Annotated in this window: 20 protein-coding genes, 2 tRNA genes, 1 other RNA gene and 1 pseudogene; 5 read left to right on the forward strand and 19 right to left on the reverse strand. The window is 60.1% G+C overall.

The genetic code is table 11. The annotated features are described in order from the left end of the window. Positions 1-14 precede the first annotated feature (14 nt). From K349_RS0115445 to K349_RS0115485, 8 genes are all read right to left on the reverse strand, one after another. The gene (locus tag K349_RS0115445) at positions 15-1,295 is read right to left on the reverse strand and encodes a TrkH family potassium uptake protein (RefSeq protein WP_029166646.1); all 1,281 of its coding nucleotides are present in this window, start codon (positions 1,293-1,295) and stop codon (positions 15-17) included. A 38-nt stretch (positions 1,296-1,333) separates the two neighbouring features. Continuing rightward, positions 1,334-1,693: a 50S ribosomal protein L20 gene (gene rplT, locus K349_RS0115450; protein WP_029166647.1), complete on the reverse strand. Its 360-nt coding sequence runs from the start codon at positions 1,691-1,693 to the stop codon at positions 1,334-1,336. 50 nt (positions 1,694-1,743) lie between these two features. Then, positions 1,744-1,941 (reverse strand): 50S ribosomal protein L35, encoded by a 198-nt coding sequence (rpmI, locus tag K349_RS0115455; RefSeq protein ID WP_029166648.1) that lies wholly within the window; start codon positions 1,939-1,941, stop codon positions 1,744-1,746. Positions 1,942-2,199: 258 nt separating this feature from the next. Next, on the reverse strand, positions 2,200-2,736 hold the full coding sequence (gene infC, locus K349_RS17495; protein ID WP_034265828.1) for a translation initiation factor IF-3: 537 nt from the start codon (positions 2,734-2,736) through the stop codon (positions 2,200-2,202). 223 nt (positions 2,737-2,959) lie between these two features. After that, complete coding sequence (locus K349_RS0115465) at positions 2,960-4,840, reverse strand: O-antigen ligase family protein (RefSeq protein ID WP_169731368.1); 1,881 nt, start codon at positions 4,838-4,840, stop codon at positions 2,960-2,962. A gap of 379 nt (positions 4,841-5,219) precedes the next feature. Next, complete coding sequence (gene citF / locus K349_RS0115475) at positions 5,220-6,797, reverse strand: citrate lyase subunit alpha (protein ID WP_211240372.1); 1,578 nt, start codon at positions 6,795-6,797, stop codon at positions 5,220-5,222. Then, a complete protein-coding gene (locus tag K349_RS0115480; RefSeq protein WP_029166651.1) occupies positions 6,794-7,681 on the reverse strand; it encodes an HpcH/HpaI aldolase/citrate lyase family protein in 888 nt (295 codons plus the stop codon). Before K349_RS0115480 ends, citF begins: the two co-directional genes overlap by 4 nt. Before the next feature lie 5 nt (positions 7,682-7,686). Next, positions 7,687-7,950: a citrate lyase ACP gene (locus tag K349_RS0115485; protein ID WP_029166652.1), complete on the reverse strand. Its 264-nt coding sequence runs from the start codon at positions 7,948-7,950 to the stop codon at positions 7,687-7,689. 498 nt (positions 7,951-8,448) lie between these two features. Here K349_RS0115485 and K349_RS0115495 point away from each other — a divergent pair, with 498 nt between their 5' ends. The 4 genes and pseudogenes from K349_RS0115495 (at position 8,449) to K349_RS17500 (ending at position 12,566) form a co-directional block, all read left to right on the forward strand. Continuing rightward, entirely contained in the window at positions 8,449-9,198 is a 750-nt protein-coding gene (locus K349_RS0115495) for a GntR family transcriptional regulator (RefSeq protein ID WP_029166654.1), read from the forward strand. A 274-nt stretch (positions 9,199-9,472) separates the two neighbouring features. Continuing rightward, positions 9,473-10,459, forward strand: a complete 987-nt coding sequence (locus tag K349_RS0115505; protein WP_029166655.1) for a tripartite tricarboxylate transporter substrate binding protein — start codon at positions 9,473-9,475, stop codon at positions 10,457-10,459. A 113-nt stretch (positions 10,460-10,572) separates the two neighbouring features. After that, the gene (locus K349_RS0115510) at positions 10,573-11,022 is read left to right on the forward strand and encodes a tripartite tricarboxylate transporter TctB family protein (protein ID WP_029166656.1); all 450 of its coding nucleotides are present in this window, start codon (positions 10,573-10,575) and stop codon (positions 11,020-11,022) included. A 117-nt stretch (positions 11,023-11,139) separates the two neighbouring features. Further along, positions 11,140-12,566 (forward strand): annotated as a pseudogene (locus K349_RS17500) (tripartite tricarboxylate transporter permease). 508 nt (positions 12,567-13,074) lie between these two features. On the opposite strand, the gene arcC reads toward K349_RS17500, so the two are convergent. The 5 genes from arcC to rpsB form a co-directional block, all read right to left on the reverse strand. After that, positions 13,075-14,028, reverse strand: a complete 954-nt coding sequence (gene arcC / locus K349_RS0115520; protein ID WP_034265831.1) for a carbamate kinase — start codon at positions 14,026-14,028, stop codon at positions 13,075-13,077. 535 nt (positions 14,029-14,563) lie between these two features. After that, entirely contained in the window at positions 14,564-15,121 is a 558-nt protein-coding gene (frr, locus tag K349_RS0115530; RefSeq protein WP_029166658.1) for a ribosome recycling factor, read from the reverse strand. Between the two features lie 16 nt (positions 15,122-15,137). Continuing rightward, positions 15,138-15,848, reverse strand: coding sequence for a UMP kinase (gene pyrH / locus K349_RS0115535; protein ID WP_029166659.1), 711 nt, complete (start codon positions 15,846-15,848; stop codon positions 15,138-15,140). A gap of 99 nt (positions 15,849-15,947) precedes the next feature. Continuing rightward, a complete protein-coding gene (gene tsf, locus K349_RS0115540; RefSeq protein ID WP_029166660.1) occupies positions 15,948-16,541 on the reverse strand; it encodes a translation elongation factor Ts in 594 nt (197 codons plus the stop codon). 5 nt (positions 16,542-16,546) lie between these two features. Continuing rightward, a complete protein-coding gene (gene rpsB / locus K349_RS0115545; RefSeq protein ID WP_029166661.1) occupies positions 16,547-17,386 on the reverse strand; it encodes a 30S ribosomal protein S2 in 840 nt (279 codons plus the stop codon). Between the two features lie 241 nt (positions 17,387-17,627). Here rpsB and K349_RS0115550 point away from each other — a divergent pair, with 241 nt between their 5' ends. Then, positions 17,628-17,951, forward strand: coding sequence for a metal-sensitive transcriptional regulator (locus K349_RS0115550; protein WP_029166662.1), 324 nt, complete (start codon positions 17,628-17,630; stop codon positions 17,949-17,951). Positions 17,952-18,158: 207 nt separating this feature from the next. Here the strand turns inward: K349_RS0115550 and K349_RS0115555 are convergent, their stop codons facing one another. The 6 genes from K349_RS0115555 to speD all read right to left on the reverse strand — a co-directional run bounded on the left by K349_RS0115555 (position 18,159) and on the right by speD (position 20,590). Beyond that, positions 18,159-18,548, reverse strand: coding sequence for a hypothetical protein (locus tag K349_RS0115555; RefSeq protein WP_157367417.1), 390 nt, complete (start codon positions 18,546-18,548; stop codon positions 18,159-18,161). 165 nt (positions 18,549-18,713) lie between these two features. Next, positions 18,714-18,813, reverse strand: an RNA gene (gene ffs, locus K349_RS18930) — signal recognition particle sRNA small type. A 30-nt stretch (positions 18,814-18,843) separates the two neighbouring features. Beyond that, positions 18,844-18,937: transfer RNA gene (locus tag K349_RS0115560), tRNA-Ser, on the reverse strand. A gap of 58 nt (positions 18,938-18,995) precedes the next feature. Beyond that, positions 18,996-19,088 (reverse strand) — tRNA-Ser (locus tag K349_RS0115565). A 139-nt stretch (positions 19,089-19,227) separates the two neighbouring features. Then, a complete protein-coding gene (gene tadA, locus K349_RS0115570) occupies positions 19,228-19,752 on the reverse strand; it encodes a tRNA adenosine(34) deaminase TadA (RefSeq protein WP_274703396.1) in 525 nt (174 codons plus the stop codon). Between the two features lie 4 nt (positions 19,753-19,756). Continuing rightward, the gene (gene speD / locus K349_RS0115575) at positions 19,757-20,590 is read right to left on the reverse strand and encodes an adenosylmethionine decarboxylase (protein ID WP_034266429.1); all 834 of its coding nucleotides are present in this window, start codon (positions 20,588-20,590) and stop codon (positions 19,757-19,759) included. Positions 20,591-20,805 lie beyond the last annotated feature (215 nt).

A 20,805-nucleotide genomic window follows, 5' to 3' on the forward strand; every position in this document is an offset into this window, starting at 1 on the left:
CTCCCCGTTTCTTCCTATCCGATGGGAATCCGGGCGTCCACGTAGGAGATCCGGCCGCCTCCCGACGATTGCACGAGGCTGTACATGAAGGTCACGATTCCCACCCGGCCCCAGAACATCAGCAGTACCATCACGAGCTTCCCCGGAACGCTCAGGGACGACGTGATGCCCATGGAAAGCCCCACCGTTCCCAGAGCGGAAACAACCTCGAAAAGGACGCTCCCGAAGGGAAGTGCCTCCGTGAAGGAGAGACAGAAGACACCGCAGAGGATCGTTCCCAGATAGAGCAACACGAAAGTCAACGCCCGAAAGACCGTCCGCACGGGGATCTTCCGGGCAAAGGCGTGCACCTCCGTCTCGCCCTGAATATCCCGCAGGCATGCCAGAGCGAGAATTCCCACGGTAGTGGTCTTCACGCCACCCCCCGTGGAAGCCGGCGACGCCCCGATAATCATGAGCAGGATCGTCACCAGAAGCCCCAGCGGCGCGTAGAGTCCGGGCGCCACCGTGTCGAATCCCGCCGTGCGCGGTGTCACTGCCGCGAAGAGTGCGTTCCACAGTTTCCATCCAGGGGCCAGGTGTCGGAAGGCGCCGTTCCATTCCGCAGCCAGCAGGAGAACGAATCCTCCCAGAATGCAGACCCCTGTGGTGACGAGCACCAGCCGCGCCGCAACGGAGAGAGGACGTCGTTCCCGCCGAACGTTCCGGAGTTCCGAGAGGACGGGAAATCCGAGTCCCCCGAGGACGAGCAGCATCATGACGACCCCCGGCACGGCGATGGAGGCAGCATATTCCTCCAGGCTCGTGGAAAAGAGGGAGAACCCGGCATTGCAGAAGGCACTCACACTGTGGAAGATCGCCAGGGCGGCGGCGCGTCCCGGAGGATATTCTCCCAAAAAGGCGAAAAAGAGCAACAGTGCTCCCACGCCCTCAATGGTCAGGGTGAGCCTGAGCACGTCGAGGAGAAGGCGTACCGCCCCCTGGGGTGTGTCGAGCCCCATTCCTTCCGCAAAAAGAAGCCGCTGGCGAATACCGATGCGCTGTCCCGCCACCAGGGGAAGGGCAGTCATGGCGGTCATCACGCCAAGCCCTCCGAGCTGGATGAGAAGGAGAACGACCACCTGCGAGAAGGGAGAGAGATCCCGTCCCGTGTCCACCACTACGAGCCCCGTGACACACACCGCAGAGGTGGCGGTGAAGAGGGCATCCACGAGAGAAAGCCTCGCGGAGTGCAGGTTCCCCGCCCATACAAGTAGGGTTCCTGCGGCAATAAGCAGCAGGAACCCTAAAACCACGGCCCGCTCGACGCGGACATTGCTGTATGTCCGGACGCCTATTGGCCGAGCGCCTCCTTCACGGAGGAGACGACGTTCGCGAAGGCCTGAAGGTCGTTGACGGCCAGATCGGCGAGCATCTTCCTATTGATGGAGATGTTGGCCCGTTTCATGCCGTTCATGAGGGCACTGTAGGTGGTTCCGTTCAGTCTGGCCGCGGCGTTGATGCGCATGATCCAGAGCTTGCGGAACTCCCGCTTCTTCGCACGCCGGTCACGAAAGGCATTGGAAAGAGATTTGAGGAACGCTTCCCTGGCGCGGCGGTAGACGTTCTTCTTCCGTCCCCAATAACCCTTGGTGATACCGAACAATTTTTTCCTCTTACGATCGCTGTTACTCGATGATTTCGAACGGGGCATACCAATTCACCTCTTTTACGGTTTCCGAAACTCCTGCTCCGGAATTATCTCTACGCGTAGGGAAGAAGACGCTTCAGATTGTCACCCTGAGCCTCGGGAAGAATTCCCGTCCTGCGCAGCGTGCGCGCCCGTTTTCCGTTCTTCGTGCGCATGATGTGACGACGCCCCGTCTTCTGGAAAGCGACTTTCCCGGAGCCCGTGACCCGAAACCGCTTCTTGGCTCCCGAATGTGTTTTCATCTTGGGCATGATCCGACCCCTCCCGCAACAAGATTCGTCCTGATTGACCCTTTTCCGCCTGTTCGACATTTCGGCTGCGAAAATTCCAGCCCACAAAGGGACAGGATCCTACGCAACCGTTCATGGAAAACCGACCGATGTTCTCTCTCACTTCGCTGCCGCAGAAGGTGATGAGGCCCATCGAAAACGGTGCCGCAGCAACTCCGCGTGAACGTACTTTCTTGACCCGCTCCGTCCTGGGAAAACCGGACGGAGACTCCTTCGACGTCAGGCTTTCTTGGCTGCCTGAGGCACGGGAACGAGCATGATGCGCATGAAACGGCCTTCCATGCGCGGAGCCATCTCCACCGTGGCCAAATCCTGGCAATCCCGGATGACCCGCTCCAGCACCTCGCGCCCCTGGTCCAGAAAGGCCATCTCGCGACCACGGAAGAACACGGAGACCTTGACGCGATGTCCATCCTCAAGGAAGGAGCGCACGGCCTTGGTCTTAAAGTTATAGTCGTGCACGTCGATCTTGGGACGCATCTTCATTTCCTTCACGGTCTGCGTCTTCTGTTTCTTCCGTGCGTCCTTGTCGCGCTTCTGCATCTGGAAGCGGTATTTACCGTAGTCCATGATGCGACACACGGGCGGACGCGCCTGAGGAGCGACCTCGACGAGATCCAGTCCGCGCTCCTCAGCCATCGCCAAGGCTTCGCGCACGGGAGTGACGCCGAGCTTGACACCTTCCTCGTCGATCAGGAGAACTTCGGGAATCTTGATTTCCTCATTCACGCGGGGCTCCTGTTCCTTGTTTTCTATGGCACTTCACCTCCAAAAAGAAATAGGCCGGACACTCGGTCCGGCCTCAGTACACAAAAATCCGCATGGATTTTCGGGTTCCTGGCCAGTCAACAGCCGAAGCGTCGACAGGCGAGAGGTCGAACCTCTTCTTGAAAACGACATACCCGCACAGGAGAGAACATTAGCATACTCTCCTCCATCTGGCAAGCGGCACGAAAAAGCCGCCGTCCCGAAACACCGCTCAGGAGCCGGACGGCTCCGTCGGGACAGAAGGCAACATTGGACCCGACGCGGGGGCTGAAGATTCCTCCGGTGCCGGTTCGGCCATCCGGTAGGTTCCCGGCTTGAGATAGGGAAGCAGCGCATCAAGGACCTGCCGGTTTCGCAGGCGGTTCCCCCAATCAATGAGGGCCATCAGATCCTCCGCCGTGCTCTCGCTCTTGAAGGAGAACCAGAGGCGGTTCAGACCGTCCGTCAGCAGATCCATGTCCTTCGAGATCTGCGCCAGAGAGATAAGGTGCTTTCCGATCTGCCGCTCCGCGATGTCCCGCACCATGAGCGCCTTTTTCGCCTCTTCCAGCAGAGCCCGCTGGGCCTGGGGCGTTCGTGCCTGCATGGCCTCGGCGATGGTGCGGTCCCCCTTTATACCCTGACCCAGAAAAACCAAACCGAAGAGGGCGACCCCGGCGAGCAGGGCACCCATACAGCGCTGCAGCACCGGACGCCGCAGCGCGCTCCAGGAAAGGCGCTCCGGAAGCAGCACCGACGTGGCGAAAGCGAAAGCGGCGGAGATCCACAGGGCGTTTTCGATCCTTCGGAAAGGTCTGGACCAGAGCGCGTCGAACCAGATCAACGCGAGCATCGCCAAGGCCCAGAGCGTTTCCAGCGGAATTTTCTCCCGTCGTACCACGATACCGAGAAAGGCCCAGAGGAGCCACAAAAGAAGGGCGATCACCAGAAGCCCTCCCACGAGGCCGAACTCGGCGAAGAACTGCAGGTACTCGTTGTGGGCCCACATGGTGAACTTCCAGTCCCGGTTCGGAGAACGTTGGAACATTTCCTTCTGGGCGTCCAGGTAGTGCCATTTGTACTGCCCCAACCCGACCCCCTTCAGGGGCTGTTGAGTGATCATGGTCCACGAGGTGGCCCAGATGTCGATACGTCCTCCCACGGTTTCGGGGTTCTTCAGCACGTCCATCCATTTCGACTCCAGGGATCCAGCGCGCCCGGCGTTGAAGAGCACCGTCGCCAAAAGACCCAGGGCGAGAAGAGAAACGATGCCCCCGAGACGGCGAAGATGTCGCGCCTCCTCGTTCCGCCAGGCAACGAGAGCCATCACGGCCACGGCGACACCCAGGGAGAGGATCGCCGCCCGGGTGGTGGAGCCCCAGAGCCCCCAGGCGTTGACGGCAAGGAGAAGAATGTTGGCGAGACGTACCGGCAGGGAGCGACGGTAGAGCCCTTCCTCCCGGCCGTAGGCCACGTGGAGATAGATGCTGTTCAGGCAGGCCATGGCCACCCAGAGGCCGAACATCTCCTGCTGCCCCGTGTTGCCGATGTAGTTTCCCGGCGTGGGGAGGATAAAGGCGAAGGGACCGCTCAGATTGCGGATCTGCAGTTCCGCGAAGATCACGTTGCATGCGGCGTTGAGGTTCGCCCCCCAGAGAATCCACCGGAAACGGTCCCTGGGAAGAAAGTTATAGCAGAGCACGTAGGCCGCCCAGAGGGAGGCGAAGAAAAACCACTCCCGGGCGAAGGTCGGAACGGATTTGATCTCCGTCCACAAGGGCTGGGCAGTGACATACAGGAGCAAGGCGAACCAGATCCACCCGAAGGGGTCGATGGTGAAACGAATTTTTTCCGTTCCCTTGAACGCCACCACAAGACCGACGACGATGCAGAGCACCGCCAGAGGAACGAGCGCCACCACCCATTTCATGAAATGGAGTGTCTGAAACCAGCTCATCCCCGAATAGACGAGGTTGGGCACCGCGAGAGAAACGCCCATGCAGACCAGACACAGCCACTGGAGCATTCCCTGGAGCGAGATGCCGCCCTTCCCGGCGATTCCAGTCTCTGTCGGAGACACCTTGCTTCCCGAGCTTTTCCTTTTCTGCGCCACGAACATCACTCCCAGTTGTCCTGAAATTGCCTGTGGTATTCTACCATAAGAGACGGACATCCCGGGACCACGAAACCTTACGCCCTTCCGCTCCTTGGAGTTTGACGCTCTGCAGACGTGAAAGAGGAGTTCCGGCAAGTGCCTCTTCGACGCGCCCGCATCCCTCTCAAAACATGCGCAAGAGGGGCGCACTCGTTCCGCCCCTCTTTTTTACGACCGCCCTCTTTCTTTGACATCGTGCACACCCGCCGAAAAAAATCTTCTTCAAAAAACCAAGGAAGCCCCCGGCGAGATCGCTCGATCCTTCCACCACGCAGTCGTACCACCCGCGACGACACCTCCCCACGCGACCGTCCTTTCCGGTTCCGCGGGGGAAAATTCACCTCTGACGAGTTCGATAGACTGTGTCCAGAAGCGTTCCGTCCCGGTACTCCACCACGGCCACAATGTGATCCTCGTCGTACTCCACCGGGCGGGGAACCCCCGTGAGGCGCTCCACCTCTTTCTTCAGGTCGGTGATGTCCTTCACGGGAAGGTTCGCTCTCAGCGCGGCCTCCAGCAGGTCCGCCCGGGCGGGGTTGATGCAGATCCCCCGTTCGGTGACGATGGCGTCCACGGTCTCCCCGGGGGTGATCACGGTCTTGACCGAATCCTTGATGGTGGGCACACCACCACGGAACGAAGGCGCCACGACGATGGCGAGCTTCGCCCCCGCCGCCGTGTCGGCATGTCCTCCCGAGGCACCCCGGAGAACCCCATCATTCCCGGTCATGACGTTCACGTGAAACTCAGGATCCACCTCCAGGGCAGCGAGGATCACTACATCCAGGTTGTGTGCCAGGCATCCCTTGTTCAGAGGATTCGCGTACCAAGAGGCGTCGATTTCGATATGGTTCGGGTTGCGCACCATGGAGCCCGTCACCGCCGAATCGAAGCTCTGTACGTCAAACATGGCGTTGAAGAGCCCCTCTTCGAGCATGCCGGACATGAATCCCGAGATACCCCCCAGACCAAAACTGCCCCGGATGCCCTTCTCCCGGAGATGCTCCCGCACAAAGGCCGCCACGGCGAGGCTCGCTCCGCCCGCGCCGACCTGGAAAGAACATCCCGGTGCGAGTAACCCCGATGCGACCACGAGGTCGAAGGCGTTCTTCGCCACGCAGAGATCCACGGGATTTCGGGTGATCCTGGCCGCCCCCGTGGCGATCTTCGTCGGGTCGCCCAGGCTGTCCACCACCACCACCTGATCGACCAGATACTGCGGCACGGAGATGCGCGGGCGGACGGGATAGTCCATCAGGTCGTCCGTCAGGGCGATGACATGCCTGGCGTGGCGCACATCCACCTGGGCGTACCCCAGGGCACCACAGGCGGATTTGCCGATGCACCCGGTGAAGTTTCCCAGAACATCGCAGGCGGGAGCCCCCATGAAGGCCACGTCGATGGCGATGCTCCCCTCCTCGACGGCCCGGGCCCGCCCCCCGTGCGTACGGATGACCACGGGAATCTCCAGTTCCCCCGCCGAGACAGCCTTGCCCACCTCCCCACGAAGGCCCGAGGTATGCAGACGGGTCACCACTCCCCGCCGGATGTAGTCCGCCACGAAGTCCGCCGTGTCGGGGAGGGAACTCGGCGCGAGGGTGAGACCGCGGAAGCCCATCTCGTCCAGCGTGGCGAGCACCAGCGACATGAGCGCATCGCCGTTGCGGAAATGGTGGTGAAAGGAGATGGTCATGCCGTTTTCCAGGCCGGAGCGGCGGACCGCCTCCCTAAGATCCGGCGCAACCTTGTTCCGGGAAGGTGGCGTCGCCTTCAGAGGCGCGCAAATCCTCGGCCGCTCTCGCCTCTCCGCGATTTTCGCCATGGCACCGGCGTAGGGCTCGAAAGCGCCGATTCCCGGTACATCCGTGGGCACGAAGCGCCCGATGGCGTTTCGAACCATCTTCGCCCGTCTCATGCCGTTTCGTCTCCCTTCATGCCGTAGAGAACCCCCAGGTCCAGAAGCCGCCGGGCCCTGAGTACGATAGGGCCGTCCACCATTCTGCCGTCCACGAGCAAAACGCCTTTCCCCTGCCGTTCCGCCTCTTCCGCGGCGGTGACGATGCGCCAGGCCCTCCGGAATTCCCTGAAATCGGGGCGGAACGCCTCGTGTATGACCGGAATCTGGCTGGGATGAATCGCGGCCTTTCCGGTGAACCCCATCTCGACGATCTGCTTTGCCTCCGCCGCGAGCCCCTCGGGGTCGTCCACGTCGGTCCACACTGTGTCGAAAGCGGCGATGCCCGCGGCTCTCGCGGCCATGACCACCCGCCCCCGTGCGTAGAAGAGTTCCCACCCCTCCCGAGTCTTCTGCACCCCCAGATCGGCGGTGAGATCCTGTCCGCCGAGCGTGAGGGCCTTCACCCTCGGCGAGGCCGTGGCGATCTCGAAGGCGTGCTCCAGCCCCTTCGCCGTCTCCAGCATGGCATGAATGCCCACGGTACCGACCACCATACCGTGGCGCTCCTCAATGGCCGTCATGAGCGAGTCCGCCCGAAGGACATCCCCGGGGCTCTGACACTTGGGCAGCCGCACCGCCGAGGGTCGTGCGGGAACAATCTCCTCCAGGTCCGTCTCGAAATAGGGTGTGTCGGCACCGTTGATTCGCACCGTCACCTCCACGCGGCCGAAATCGAGAACCCTGAGGAAGTGCGCCACCAGTCGCCTCGCCGCATCCTTTTCGGCCACCGCCACCGCGTCCTCCAGATCGAGCAGGACGCTGTCGGCGCCGAAAACCGGTGCGTGCTGGAGCATTCCCGGCGAATTGCCCGGCATGTAGAGCATGGATCTGCGCGGTTTCACGAACGTCACTCCTTCCGCAGGGCCCGCTCGAGTGCGATTTCGAGCCTCGCCCGCAACGTCGCCTCCAGGGCGCCCTGATCCAAAATCTGCACGCGAAAACAGGGATTTCCATAGTGCTCCAGGATCCCCCGCACCATCGCCTCGGTCCGCTCCGCGAAGAGTCCTCCGTTGCCGCTCCGATACTCGAAGGAGAATTCTCCGCTCGGCGCCAGAGTCACGAGACAATCCGAGGATTCCAGCGTTCCCGCCTGAGCCGCCTCGTAGCGCATGTTCTTTCACCATCCGTTTCGAAAATCTTGTCAGAACATTTCCAACGCCTTTGTTCCTATTTGACAAAAAAACGAAAGCCTCTAAAATGGATCTCGTGAACGGTATCCCGTATCCCGTATGCATCATAGTTCTTCCGACGGTTTTTCGCAACAAGCTCCGGAGAAGATCTTTTTTCGTCCATACCGGAGAAGTCTTCCGCCCCGCACGAAGGGGGGAAACGGTTTCCAAAAAACACAGACCTTACAAAGCAAGACAGCAGTTTTTCAGCCCTGCCGCTGCAGCACATAAAAGCGGTGCCGGTTATCACTCGTCGCTTTCCTGGGAAACGCTTCCTCAGGCAAAAAACAAAGGAATCTCTGAATAAATAAGGCTACGTCAGCCCCGCAGGGCGCCTCGCAGAGCCTGATGCAACCCGAGTCAAGGGAAAGCGAAAGGTCTTTATTCAGGGCTTCCCAAAGACTTTTCATACTTATCCATCGTGCAGGAGGGATTGTTTCATGGCCGTGCTGGACACCTTCGATCCGGGATCCATCAAGCCCATCCGAGATGTGATCTACGACCACCTCCGCGAAGCTGTCTTCAACGGAGAACTCAAGCCCGGGGACCGCCTCGTCGAGAGCGAACTGGGAGACCGGATGAACGTGAGCCGCACCCCCGTGCGGGAAGCCCTGCGCAAGCTCGAAATGGAGGGCATCGTCGAGTATCTTCCCCGCAAGGGCGTCGTCGTGAAAGGCTTCTCCCGGGAGGACATCATCGAAATCTACTCCATCCGGCAGGCGCTGGAGGTCATGGCAACCCTCGTCGCCGCCGAGCGCATCACCCCGAAGGAACTCGCTTTTCTCCAGGCCTGTCTGGACAGCGCGGAACACCACATGGCCTGCGGCGACGACGAAGCGGTCTTCAAGGACCACCAGGAGTTCACCGACGCCCTCATCGCCAGCTCGAAAATGCCGAGGCTCATTCAGCTCATCGGAACCTACCGGGAATATCTCCACCGCTTTCGCAGAATCACTCTGGGCAAAAAACCGCGCCAGGGCGACGTTCTCGTGCAACACCGGGCCATTCTCGACGCCGTCGCGGAGAAAAACCGCGCTGCGGTGGAGCACCTCGTGAAGACCCATCTCCAGACCGCCCTCGACGCCTACCTCGCTTCCCTGGAAAGCGAGGCATCCGGCAACCATGACGACAAGGGCAAAGACGAACGGGAAGCATCCCCCAAAGAATACTCCCCGATCTCGTCGCGCTAGCGCCGGTGACGATCCTCGCTCCCGCACGGAGCAGTATCCGTCGGCTCGGATGCGACTTCCGGAGACGAAGCAACCCCGAAGGCGGCGCTTCACTCTCCACGACACGCAGGAAATATTGTGATGCGTTCTCTCAGATCAGAGGTGAAAGGGGTTGGTGCACGGAAAAAGTTTCGCGTTACGCCATCACACCATCGCGGAGAGGATTCTCTTTTTTCGGCATCGCGGAAGGCGCTTCGCGCCGAGGCGAATGACCCTGTTCGGAGGTGACACCAGCATGAAACGTTCGATTCTGCTCCTCCTGGCACTGGCGGTACTGTTTGTCGCCGGAGCCGCTTTCGCAAGCGACTATCCTTCCAAACCCTTCGAGTGCATCGCTCCCGCAGGCCCCGGCGGCGGCTGGGACACGACCATGCGCATGGCCACCAAGGTCCTTACGGAAGAGGGGCTCGTGAAATCTCCCATGCCCGTCATCAACAAACCCGGCGGCGGCGGTGGTGTGGCTCTCGCGTACATGCAGAAGAAGGCCGGCGATCCCTATTCTCTCATCGTCTACTCCCCTCCCCTTCTGCTCATCAACCTCACCGGCCAGACCGAACTGAGCTATAAGAACGTCACCCCCATCGCCATGCTCATCAACGACTACGGCGCATTCGCCGTTCCCAAGGACTCGCCCTACCAGTCCATGACCGACGTGATCGAGGCGCTGAAGAAGGATCCCAAGAGCGTCAAGATCGGCGGCGCCTCCTCTCCGGGAAGCATGGACCATCTCCAGATCCTTCAGGCCGCCCATGCCGCGGGCGTCTCGGGCCTGAAGGAGATCGCCTATATCCCCTTCCAGGGCGGCGAGAGCCTCGCGGCACTTCTCGGCGGCCACGTGGACGTCCTCTCCACAGGCATGGCGGAAGTCGTCGGCCCCCTTGAGGCCGGTGACATACGGGTCCTCGCCGTGACGGCCCCCGAGCGCATCGCCGAGGGTCCCCTTGCGGCAGTCCCCACCCTGAAGGAACAGGGCATCGACACGGTGTTCATCAATTGGCGCGGCATCTTCGGCGCTCCCGACATGCCCCAGGCGGCGAAGGCCTTTATGGAGGACGCCCTGGGCAAGATGGTCCAGACTGCCTCGTGGGACGAAATTTGCAAGCGCAACGGCTGGACGAAGGCCTTCATGGGTTCTTCCGATTTCGCGGCCTTCCTCGACAAGACCAACGAGGAGTACAAGACACTCCTCACCGAGATCGGTCTCTACAAGCAGGCCCAATAGTCGGACAACACGATCTCCGGTCGTCTGCGGCCCGCCCTGCCCACGGGCCGCAGACCTTCGGTTCTCCGATTTTTTTCCGAAAGAGACATTCAGACAATTCATGAGGTGATGCCATGCGACGCGACACGATAGTGGGACTCGTTTCCCTCTGTTTCGGAGCGGTTTATACGATCCAGGCATTTCAATTGCCCAAGGCCTCGATAGGCAATCCCTGGGCTCCCATTTACTTTCCCGCCACCCTGGGCGTCCTGACGATGCTCCTCGGCCTCGCGGTTCTCCTGGTGGACCGAAAGCGCGCTGCGGAGGGGCACAGAGACAAGGCGGGGAAGGCCAAAGATCCCGGCTACTGGATCCTTACGGGAGGTACGATCCTCCTCTCCGTCGCCTATGGTTTTCTCTTCGAACACATCGGCTTCATCTCCTCGACGTTGCTCTTTCTCGGAGGACTGCTCTTTCTCGTGAACGGCAAATCGGCATGGAAGCTCAACAGCATCATTACGGTCCTCTTCACCCTGGGGCTGTGGGTGGTGTTCGTGAAAGCCTTCCAGATCAATCTTCCCTAGGCGGAGGCTGAACACATGGACATTCTGCAGAGCCTTCTTTACGGATTCTCCGTCGCCGCAACGCCGATAAACCTGGCCTACATGGCCTTCGGCAGCGTTCTCGGCACGGTTCTCGGCATGCTTCCAGGGCTGGGCCCCTCCACGGGAGTGGCGCTCTTTCTCCCTCTCACCTACGCCATGAGGCCCGAGACAGCGCTCATCACCATGTGCGCTATCTACTACGGCGCCATGTTCGGCGGCTCCCGAAGCTCCATTCTGCTTAATATCCCCGGCGACGGCGCCGCCGTGGCATCCTGCTTCGATGGCTATCCCATGGCGCAGAAGGGGCAGGCCGAGGCCGCCCTGGCAATCTCCGCCATCGCCTCCTTCATCGGCGGATTGCTTTCCGCCATAGCCTTCGTGGCCCTGGCGGTCCCCATGGCCCGTTTCGCTCTGCGGTTTGGCCCCCCGGAGTACTTCACGCTCATGGTCTTCGCTCTAGCGGCCACCGCAGCCATCTCCAAGGAGGCCCTCCTCAAAGGAATGATCTCCCTCCTGATCGGGCTCATGATCACCACCGTGGGCATCGACCTCCAGTCGGGGGTGCAGCGCTTCACCTTCGGCCTGCCAGAACTCCAGTCGGGCATCGATTTCGTGGTGGTCATCATCGGCGTCTACGGCATCGGCGAGGTGTTCAAGAACTTCGAGACCATCAAGGCCAAGGGCACCCAGGCGATCCAGAGAAAATTCGGACGCATCTGGATCTCCATGGAGCAATGGAAGCGGAGCTGGCTCCCTATTCTCCGCCAGACGCCCGTTGGCTTCCTCATCGGCATCCTCCCCGGAGCGGGCGGGACCATCGCCGCCATGATGGCCTACAACAACGAGAAACAGCTCTCCAAGCACCCCGAAGAGTTCGGCAAGGGCGCTGTCGAAGGGCTCGCCGCCCCCGAAGCGGCGAACAATGCCTGCTCCATCGGCGCCATGATCCCCATGATGACCCTGGGTGTGCCGGGATCGGGCACGACCGCGGTCATGCTGGGAGCCCTGCTGATCCTCGGTCTCCAACCCGGCCCCCTGCTCTTCCAGCACCATCCGGACGTGGCCTGGGGCGTCATCGCCAGCCTCTTCCTCGCGAACGTGGTCTGCGCGATCATCAACATCCCCCTCGCGGGTGCCCTGGTGCGGGTTCTCGCGGTGCCCCCCGCATTCTCTACCCGCTGGTGATCGTCCTTGCCCTCCTCGGGGTCTACACCATCAATTACAGCGTCATGGAGTTCCACATCCTCGTCCTCTTCGGTCTGGTGGGGTATTTCATGAAATCCTTCAAGATCCCCACGGCACCACTCATCCTGGCCGTGGTGGTGGGGCAATCCATGGAACAGTCCTTTCGCCAGTCCCTCATGCTCTCCGACGGAGCACTGTCGATCTTCGTGCGCTCCCCCATCTGCATCACGCTTCTCGCCCTGGCGGCACTCTCCGTCGCATGGCCCTTCATCTCGGACATGATCAAGAGAAAGGAGCCTCCCAAACCCGCCCACGCTCCTGCGGCACCGGAGGAATAATTCCGGCGGCAAAATGGACGGGACCGAACACTGGGGGGCGAAATCCGGAAAACGGGCAAAACCCCCGGACAGCCACAAAAAAGGCCCCGGGACATTACAAAGCAAGGGGCGACGGAACGAGGATCTCTTCCTCGTTCCGTCGCCCCTTTGTCATGCCTTCGCCGCCAAGCGGAGCCGGCTCCGCCATCCGCCACAGCCCCGCTCCCCCTTTGGAGTAGTCCGGGCGAACGTTCGCCCACAACGTACACAACCCGAGAGCGGCATGTTTTGTGGGTTGTGTGCGATCACGTCACCCACTTCCGCACACAAAAGAACCCCCGAAAAAAGCCGGAGATGCGCCACCGAACACCATGAAAACCCTTTTGCGCAACCTGACGCAGACAACTACAATGTGATGCATGCGACTGCACACGCCTGACGCACACACCGGGGAAGGACCTTGCCGCACCATCCTCCGCCAACCGCGCACAACACCGATCCCGGAAAACGCCGCGAGTCCGGAACCGGCTCACCCCTTGACGATTCTGGTCCCCGCCTTACCCTCCAGAGCCTCCACGGCCTGTTCGAGGTTGGCGATGAGCGCGAAGGCGCCGCCGTTCTCCACGAAGCGAAGTGCCGCCTCGACCTTGGGGCCCATGCTTCCCGAACGAAAATGTCCCTCCGCCGCGAGCCTTCTCAGCTCTCCCGCCGTAATCTCCCCGAGCTTTTGTTCATCGGGTTTTCCGTAGTGCACGCACACGTTGGGCACATCGGTGAGGATGACGAAGGCCTGGGCGTTCACCTGCTGCGCCAGCCGTTCTCCCGCGAGGTCCTTGTCGATCACCGCCTCCACGCCCTGAAGGAGGCCATCGTCCCTTCGGACGACCGGAATGCCTCCGCCTCCTGAGGCGATCACCACCGCACCGCGATCCACGAGCCCCCGAATGACATCGCTTTCCACAATCCCCTTCGGATCCGGCGAAGGGACCACTCGGCGCCAGCCTCGTCCCGCATCCTCGATCCAGCTCTCCCCGGACAGCTCCATGCGCCTTCGGGCCTCTTCCTCGGTGAAGAAGGGCCCCACGGGTTTTGCGGGGTGAAAGAACGCTGGATCGCGGGGATCCACTTCGACCTGAGTCACGACACACACCGGAGGATGCCCGGAGATACCGCGCTCCGCCATGATGTTTCGCAGGCTCTGACAAAACATGTACCCGATAAACCCTTGAGTTTCGGCCCCGCAGACATCCATCGGCATGGGCGGCACCTGCCGGCTCCCGAGTTCGTTCTGAATGAGCACCGCTCCCACCTGCGGTCCGTTTCCGTGGGTGAGAACCACTTCATATCCGGCTCGGAGCATTCCCGTCACCTGCTCGCAGGTGGCGTGGACATTCCGCATCTGTTCCTCCGCCGTCCCCTTCTGTCCCCGCTGCAGAATCGCGTTTCCTCCAAGCGCCACGACGATCCTCTGCGACACACTCATCCCTCCAGAAATCCGCAAATGGAAGTACTCTTTCTTATTCTATACCCTGGGACTTCAACAGAACACATGGCCTTCCACTGGAAATAAACTCTCCGGCGCTCTCGTTACAATGAGAACGCGTGCCCCCCGAACCGGACCGGCATCCTCTCCTCACACTCGCTTTTGCGCACGCTCTTCAAAGCATGCTTCCGGAACATTTCCGGCGCGTTTCCTTCTTCACGCGGAGGTGCCTCAAGAGAAAATGTGACACTCCCGGAAAAGCTGGACAAGCATCGGCAACCACAGAACACCGCGACGGAGATTTTCCAACCCTGCGCACGCAACTCGGCACGGCCGCAGAGAGACACGGAATGGCACAACGCAAAAGAGCGGATCCATCGCGGACCCGCTCTTGCACCATGCTTCCAAAAAGAGGCACAACAACTTCCACAACACTAGAGACCGGAGACGACATCGCAGGTAGAACCGCATCGTCCGCACGGCCGCGACCACGACATCGCTTCCGCCAAAAACACGCGAAAACGACGGGGAGGATCTACTGTTCCATGATCTCCTTTTCCTTTTCCTCCAGAATCTGATCGATCTTCTTGATGAACTCGTCGGTCATCACTTGAATCTCCTTGAGGAATTTGTCCCGGGCATCCTCGGTGATGAGCGTGTCCTTCTCCATTTTCTTGAAGGTTTCGTTGCCCTCCCTGCGCAGGTTGCGGATGACCACCCGGGCTTCCTCGGCATATTTCCGGACGAGCTTGGTGAGGTCCACACGCCGTTCCCGGGTAAGCTCGGGTAGGTTGATGCGGATGTTCTCTCCGTCGTTCTGAGGAGTGACCCCCAAGGGGGAAGCGAGGATCGCCTTCTCGATGGCCTTGAGGGCCGTCTTGTCCCAGGGGGCGATGAGAATCTGACGGGGTTCTGGAGTTGTCACGGTTCCCATCTGCTTGATCGGGGTGGTAGCTCCATAATAATCCACCTTGATTTCCTCAACAAGGGCCGGATGCGCTCGACCAGTACGCACTCCCAGTAGTTCATTCCGAAAGAAATCAATGGCCTTTTCCATGCGTCCACGCAGATCTTTCATCGCAGCGTTCGGCATTCCCGTCACTCCTCTCCTACGATACCAGCGTGCCCGTCCGTTCACCCTCTACGAGCAGTTTCCTGAGATTGCCCTTCCGAAGGATGTTGAAAACGATGATGGGAATCTTGTTCTCCATACACAGGGAAAACGCCGCGGCGTCCATAACCCGGAGTTGCATCCGTAACGCGTCCAGATAGGTGAGGTGCGACAGAAGACGTGCCTCCGGATGCGTCTCAGGGTCACTCTCATATATACCATCCACCTTGGTGGCCTTCAACAGGCAATCCGCATTGATCTCCGCAGCCCGGAGCGCCGCTGCCGTATCCGTGGAGAAATAGGGGGAACCCGTTCCGGCGGCAAAGATGACGATTCGTCCCTTTTCGAGGTGGCGAAGAGCTCTGCGCCGAATGAACGGTTCGGCGAGCTGGCGCATTTCCACCGCCGTCTGCACCCTGGTGGGCGTGCCTATCTGTTCCAGGGAATCCTGAAGGGCAAGCGCGTTGATGATCGTCGCCAACATACCCATGTTGTCCGCCTGGGCACGCTCGACGCCTTTCCGTTCCGCCTCGGCACCGCGGAAAATGTTGCCGCCCCCAACCACGAGGGCGACCTCGATGCCCGCCCGGCCAATCTCGGCAATCTCCTCCGCCATTGCCGCGACGGTGTCGAAATCCAGGCCGAACTTCTGATCACCCGCAAGCACTTCTCCGGAGAGCTTCAACAGAACACGCTTGAAAGAGGCCATCGCACATCCTCCTTGCCTTCGCGATATTCCCGCCATCACGAGAAACCCATGAAAAAGGGGCGGAGAAAAAGATCTCCGCCCCTCGTCTCTCCTCTGCCGCTATTCCCCGATGGAGAATCGGGAAAAACGACGGACGACGATATTCTCTCCCAGCTTGGCAATGTTCTCGATCACGAGATCCTTGATCTTCCGGTCCGGATCGCGGATGTAGTTCTGCTCGAGAAGGCACGTGTCCTCGTAAAACTTCTTGACGCGCCCCTCGGCGATCTTCTCCACGATGTGCGCGGGCTTTCCCTCTTCGAGAGCCTGGTTCTTGTAGATCTCCCTCTCTCTCTGGAGGTCCTCCGCAGGCACGTCCTCGGGAAGGACGTACTGGGGATTCGCCGCAGCGATATGCATGGCGATTTCGTGTCCGAGGGTGAGGAATTCGTCGGTGCGGGCCACGAAATCGGTCTCGCAGTTCAATTCCACCAAGGTGCCGATCTTTCCCGTGGTGTGGATGTAGCTGAAGATCCTTCCTTCGGAAGCGGTACGACCGGCCTTTTTCGCCGCCTTGGCCAGTCCCTTTTCCCTGAGATAGTCCACAGCCTTTTCGACATTGTTGTTACACTCCGCAAGAGCCTTCTTGCAGTCCAGAACTCCTGCACCAGTCCGAACGCGGAGTTCCTTCACCTGTTCCATGTCAAGAGCCATGTTGCCTAGGCCTCCTTCCAACCTTTGCGTTCCTCGATACCCTCCACGGCCAGCTTTTCTCCGACTTCGCCGTAGGCGTCGTGAAGCTTCTCCCGAACCTCGATGATGTCGCTCTCCCCAAGGGGACGCCCGTCCTCGTCGAGCGCTCCCGCTTCTCCGTCGACACCCTGGCGTCCCTCGATGACGGCGTTGGCGATGACACCCACCATGAGCTTGATAGCCCGGATGGCGTCGTCGTTACCGGGGATGGGAAAGTCGATGAGTTCGGGATCGCAGTTCGTATCGACGATGGAGATGACGGGAATGCCGAGCTTCCGCGCCTCCAGGACGGCGATGTTCTCCCTCCGGGGATCGACGACAAACAATGCCTCGGGAAGATCCTTCATGTCCTTGATGCCCATGAGATACTTCTCGAGCTTCGCCTTTTCCTTGCGAAGGACAATAGCTTCCTTCTTCGGATAGGTGTCGAGGGTTCCGTCGCTCTCAAGTTTCATGAGTTCCTGCATGCGGTTGACCCGCCGGCGGATGGTCTGGAAGTTCGTGAGAAGCCCTCCGAGCCAGCGCTGGTTGATGTAGTACCCGCCGCAGCGAGCGGACTCGTCGCGAATGGTGTCCTGGGCCTGCCGCTTCGTACCGACGAAGAGGACACTTCCACCGTTCTTCGAGACTTCCCGAAGAAAATCGTAGGCCTGTTCGAGCCCCTTCACGGTCTTCTGCAAGTCGATGATGTAGACGCCGTTTCGTTCCGTGAAGATGTACGGCTTCATCTTCGGGTTCCATCTTCTCGTCTGGTGCCCGAAATGCACGCCGCATTCAAGAAGCTGTTTCATTGAGACAATTGCCACGCGAATTCCTCCTCCTATGGGTGGTTTTCGATCCTCTGCCCAGGTCATCCTTCCGTGAAACCCGATTTCATCAACCGGGCACCATCACAGTTGTCCCTGAACATGTGTGATCAGAGCCGAAGGAAGTATAGCATACCTCTTTGTTGACCCGCAAGCTTCCCTGCGCGTACAATGGTTTGGTTGTCTGTAGGGATCACGCGAAGGCAAGGATGTGCACTCTCATGCAAGGAGGCAAATCCCCATGGCCAAGAAATCCTTGATCGACCAGCTCGACACCCTTCCACCGCAACGGAAAGCCATGCTGAACCGCCTGAAGCGCGTGGAAGGCCAGCTGCGCGGCATCCAGCGCATGATCATCGAGGAACAGCCGTGCCACACCATCCTCATCCAACTCTCCGCCGCACGGAAAGCCATGCAGCAGGCATGCATCGAGATCCTGAAGAATTACGTGATCGGCTGCGTCGAGACCCAGGGAGCGCCGGACATGGCGGAACTCGAGAAACTCATCGGCGCCCTCATCGACCTCGCGCCTCCGAAGGGCGACAGCGACTCCTGCAGCCCCTAGGTTTCCATCCTCCGCCTCACGGCGGGGAACCAAAAAACGGACACGTACGTTCACCGAGCACGAGGGAAGCGGCAATCCCCTGCGAAATAGCTCAATCGTTTCCCGGGGGTGTTTTCTCTCCTCACCCGGCTGTTTGTCCCTTCCCGGAGTTTTCGGTCTTCGACGCATTTCTTGTCCTCGGCGGTGGATCGACGTTGTTTCAGGCGCTTATGGCATCCCGTCTTTCCGAACGGAAGCGAACGGGCCATTCAAAAACAAGGACATCAGATCTCCTTCCCCGATCCGATCCCCCGAAAAAGCATCGATCACCCCACGTTCCTCGTCCTGGAACCAGACTTTCCAGACGAGCCGGATGTCCTCTTCCCTGACATGCACGGAGGAAACCCTGGAAAAACGGAACAAGCCTCCGGATCCGTCGCGATCCTCCGCCGCACGCTGCGCGACGACCTCCGCCTCCCGGGTAGACAGGCGCGGGGATAGCCACTCCGCACGAAGACAGCGCGCCTCCAGGGAGAGCGCACCATCCAGCAACGTGGCGACGGTGGAAAGGCCGTCCACGAGGACAACGCCCCGCACATAGGAGGGCCGAATAAACATACCTCTTGTAAAGATCTCCACAGGGACCACATAGAAGGGGAGCGCGAAGACGCGGGCGGACGGAGGAGGAAAAACGCGAAGAGAAAGGCAGGACACGGTCGCTTCACGGAGGCGATCCTCGTCCGACACGGTCATCACTCCTTCACGACACATCGACCCCCTGAGGAGGCTCCAGCACCCCCGTGGCACCCGAAGAATTCCGCTTACCGTTGCTTCCTTCCGGACCTGGCGGGGTTCACGGGTCTTCGCCGCACGGGACTGAAGCCCCCTCCGGGGGCCGAAACCAGACAAAAAATGGCGGAGAGGGCGGGATTTGAACCCGCGAGGCACTTTTGTGAGCGCCTACTCGCTCTCCAGGCGAGCGCCTTCGACCACTCAGCCACCTCTCCGCACAAAACGGCTCGACGGATATTCCTTTGTTGAAACTGCGCACAAGCAGGCAGTCGATGGCGGAGAGAGTGGGATTTGAACCCACGAGACGGCTCAGCACCGCCTAGACGATTTCGAGTCGCCCGCCTTCGACCACTCGGCCACCTCTCCGGATTTCGATTCCGCAGTTCCCAAACCAGTTCCTTCACCGTCGAACGAAGGGCATTATACACAAGTCCGGGGTCACCTTCAAGCCCCGTCTGCCGAAATGCGGCGAATCGCATCCACACGAGAAGAGCGAACCGATATTTCAGCACCCGCGCCGGGAACGGAAAAACCGGGAAAGAAGGGCCGCGCACTCCTCTTTTAAAACGCCCTTCCGCACCCGACACTTCCAAGGAAATCGCATGTCCCGGGAGAAATCGTAGAGGGATCCCACGGCCCCCCCCCGGGGATCGTCCGCGCCGAACACCAGTTCCCCCACTCGTGTCTGCAGGAGGGCTCCAGCGCACATGGGACAGGGCTCCAGAGTGACATAGAGGGTACATCCGTCCAGGCGCCACGTATCGAGGGCCGACGCGGCCCGCCGAAGCGCCACCAGCTCCGCGTGCCCGAGGGGATCGGACTCGGCCACGCGACAATTTCGTCCTTCCGCGACGACATCTCCGCCCAGAACGACCACGGCACCCACCGGAACATCTCCCCGGGCGAAAGCCCGATGGGCCTCCTTCAGGGCAAGAGCCATGAAGCGCTCGTCGTCGCACCGTTGCCGCAAAAGTTCGCCGGAAGCGGACAGGAGCGTTCTCCCCTTCCATGCACAAGCGTCGCTCGCCACGCCGTCACACGTTGGCGATGTTCCGCCCGGAGAAGATCTCGTACATCTCCTTCTTCAAAGCCTGTTTGATGCGCTTCTTCTCCCGGGGAAGCAGGTCCTTCTTCCCCGTTCCGAAGAGATAGTTGTCGAGGTCGAACTCCTTGAGGATCATCTTCGTGTGGAAAAAATTCTCCTGGTACACGTTGATGTCGATCATCTGGTACAGGTCGCGGGTGTCGCTGGCGATGTAGTTCTGGATGGAATTTATCTTGTGATCGATGAAGAGTTTTTCTCCGTCGAGCGCCCTGGTGAATCCACGAACCCGATAGTCCAGAACGGCAATGTCCGGGCCGAAAGAGCCGATGAGAAAATTGAGTGCCTTCAGCGGCGAGATTCGCCCGCAGGTGGAAACGTCAATGTCCGCCCGGAATGTGCTGATTCCCTGATAGGGGTGACTCTCAGGATAAGTGTGCACAGTGATGTGGCTTTTGTCCAGGTGGGCCACCACCGCGTCGGGAAGCGGTCCGGACACTTCTCCCTCTTCGTCGTGAACACCTTCCACGCCTGGGGCCTCCACCTTTTCCTCGGAGATGAGCATGGTCACGCTCGCGCCCTGGGGGTCGTAATCCTGGCTGGCGATATTGAGAATGTTCGCGCCGATGATGTTGGCCACTTCCGTGAGGATATCGGTAAGACGCTGTGCGTTGTACTCTTCGTCGATGTAGGCGATGTAGTCTCTTCGATGCTGAGGGGTCTTTGCATAACAGATGTCATAGAAGTTGAAGCTCAGGGTCTTCGTGAGATTGTTGAACCCGAAGAGCTTCATTTTTTTTACCTTCTTGACGGGTTTGATTTCCAACTTTCTACCTCCCTTTCGGACACAAAAATAGAGAAGAGGAAGAACGCTCCCTCTCCGTGGGGATATTGTACATGTTCCGAAATTCTTCGCAAGGAAATTCCCCGAAGACGCTCGGGCAATGTCATGTGCGACATTGCCCGGTGCACGATACCGGCGGAAACGGTAGAATACGAAGACAATGCAGCGGCCCGGACGTCCTACGCCGAACACGACAC

Origin of the sequence: Aminiphilus circumscriptus DSM 16581 (assembly GCF_000526375.1) — a bacterium.
Taxonomy (GTDB): Bacteria; Synergistota; Synergistia; order Synergistales; family Aminiphilaceae; genus Aminiphilus; species Aminiphilus circumscriptus.

Excerpts from the sequence above, each read along its gene's own strand:
- rplT (WP_029166647.1), bottom strand. The coding sequence starts at position 1,693 with ATGCCCCGTTCGAAATCATCGAGTAACAGCGATCGTAAGAGGAAAAAA.
- rpmI (WP_029166648.1), bottom strand. The coding sequence starts at position 1,941 with ATGCCCAAGATGAAAACACATTCGGGAGCCAAGAAGCGGTTTCGGGTC.
- citF (WP_211240372.1), bottom strand. The coding sequence starts at position 6,797 with ATGAGACGGGCGAAGATGGTTCGAAACGCCATCGGGCGCTTCGTGCCC.
- K349_RS0115485 (WP_029166652.1), bottom strand. The coding sequence starts at position 7,950 with ATGCGCTACGAGGCGGCTCAGGCGGGAACGCTGGAATCCTCGGATTGT.
- K349_RS0115495 (WP_029166654.1), top strand. The coding sequence starts at position 8,449 with ATGGCCGTGCTGGACACCTTCGATCCGGGATCCATCAAGCCCATCCGA.
- K349_RS0115505 (WP_029166655.1), top strand. The coding sequence starts at position 9,473 with ATGAAACGTTCGATTCTGCTCCTCCTGGCACTGGCGGTACTGTTTGTC.
- K349_RS0115510 (WP_029166656.1), top strand. The coding sequence starts at position 10,573 with ATGCGACGCGACACGATAGTGGGACTCGTTTCCCTCTGTTTCGGAGCG.
- arcC (WP_034265831.1), bottom strand. The coding sequence starts at position 14,028 with ATGAGTGTGTCGCAGAGGATCGTCGTGGCGCTTGGAGGAAACGCGATT.
- frr (WP_029166658.1), bottom strand. The coding sequence starts at position 15,121 with ATGCCGAACGCTGCGATGAAAGATCTGCGTGGACGCATGGAAAAGGCC.
- pyrH (WP_029166659.1), bottom strand. The coding sequence starts at position 15,848 with ATGGCCTCTTTCAAGCGTGTTCTGTTGAAGCTCTCCGGAGAAGTGCTT.
- tsf (WP_029166660.1), bottom strand. The coding sequence starts at position 16,541 with ATGGCTCTTGACATGGAACAGGTGAAGGAACTCCGCGTTCGGACTGGT.
- K349_RS0115550 (WP_029166662.1), top strand. The coding sequence starts at position 17,628 with ATGGCCAAGAAATCCTTGATCGACCAGCTCGACACCCTTCCACCGCAA.
- K349_RS0115555 (WP_157367417.1), bottom strand. The coding sequence starts at position 18,548 with ATGTTTATTCGGCCCTCCTATGTGCGGGGCGTTGTCCTCGTGGACGGC.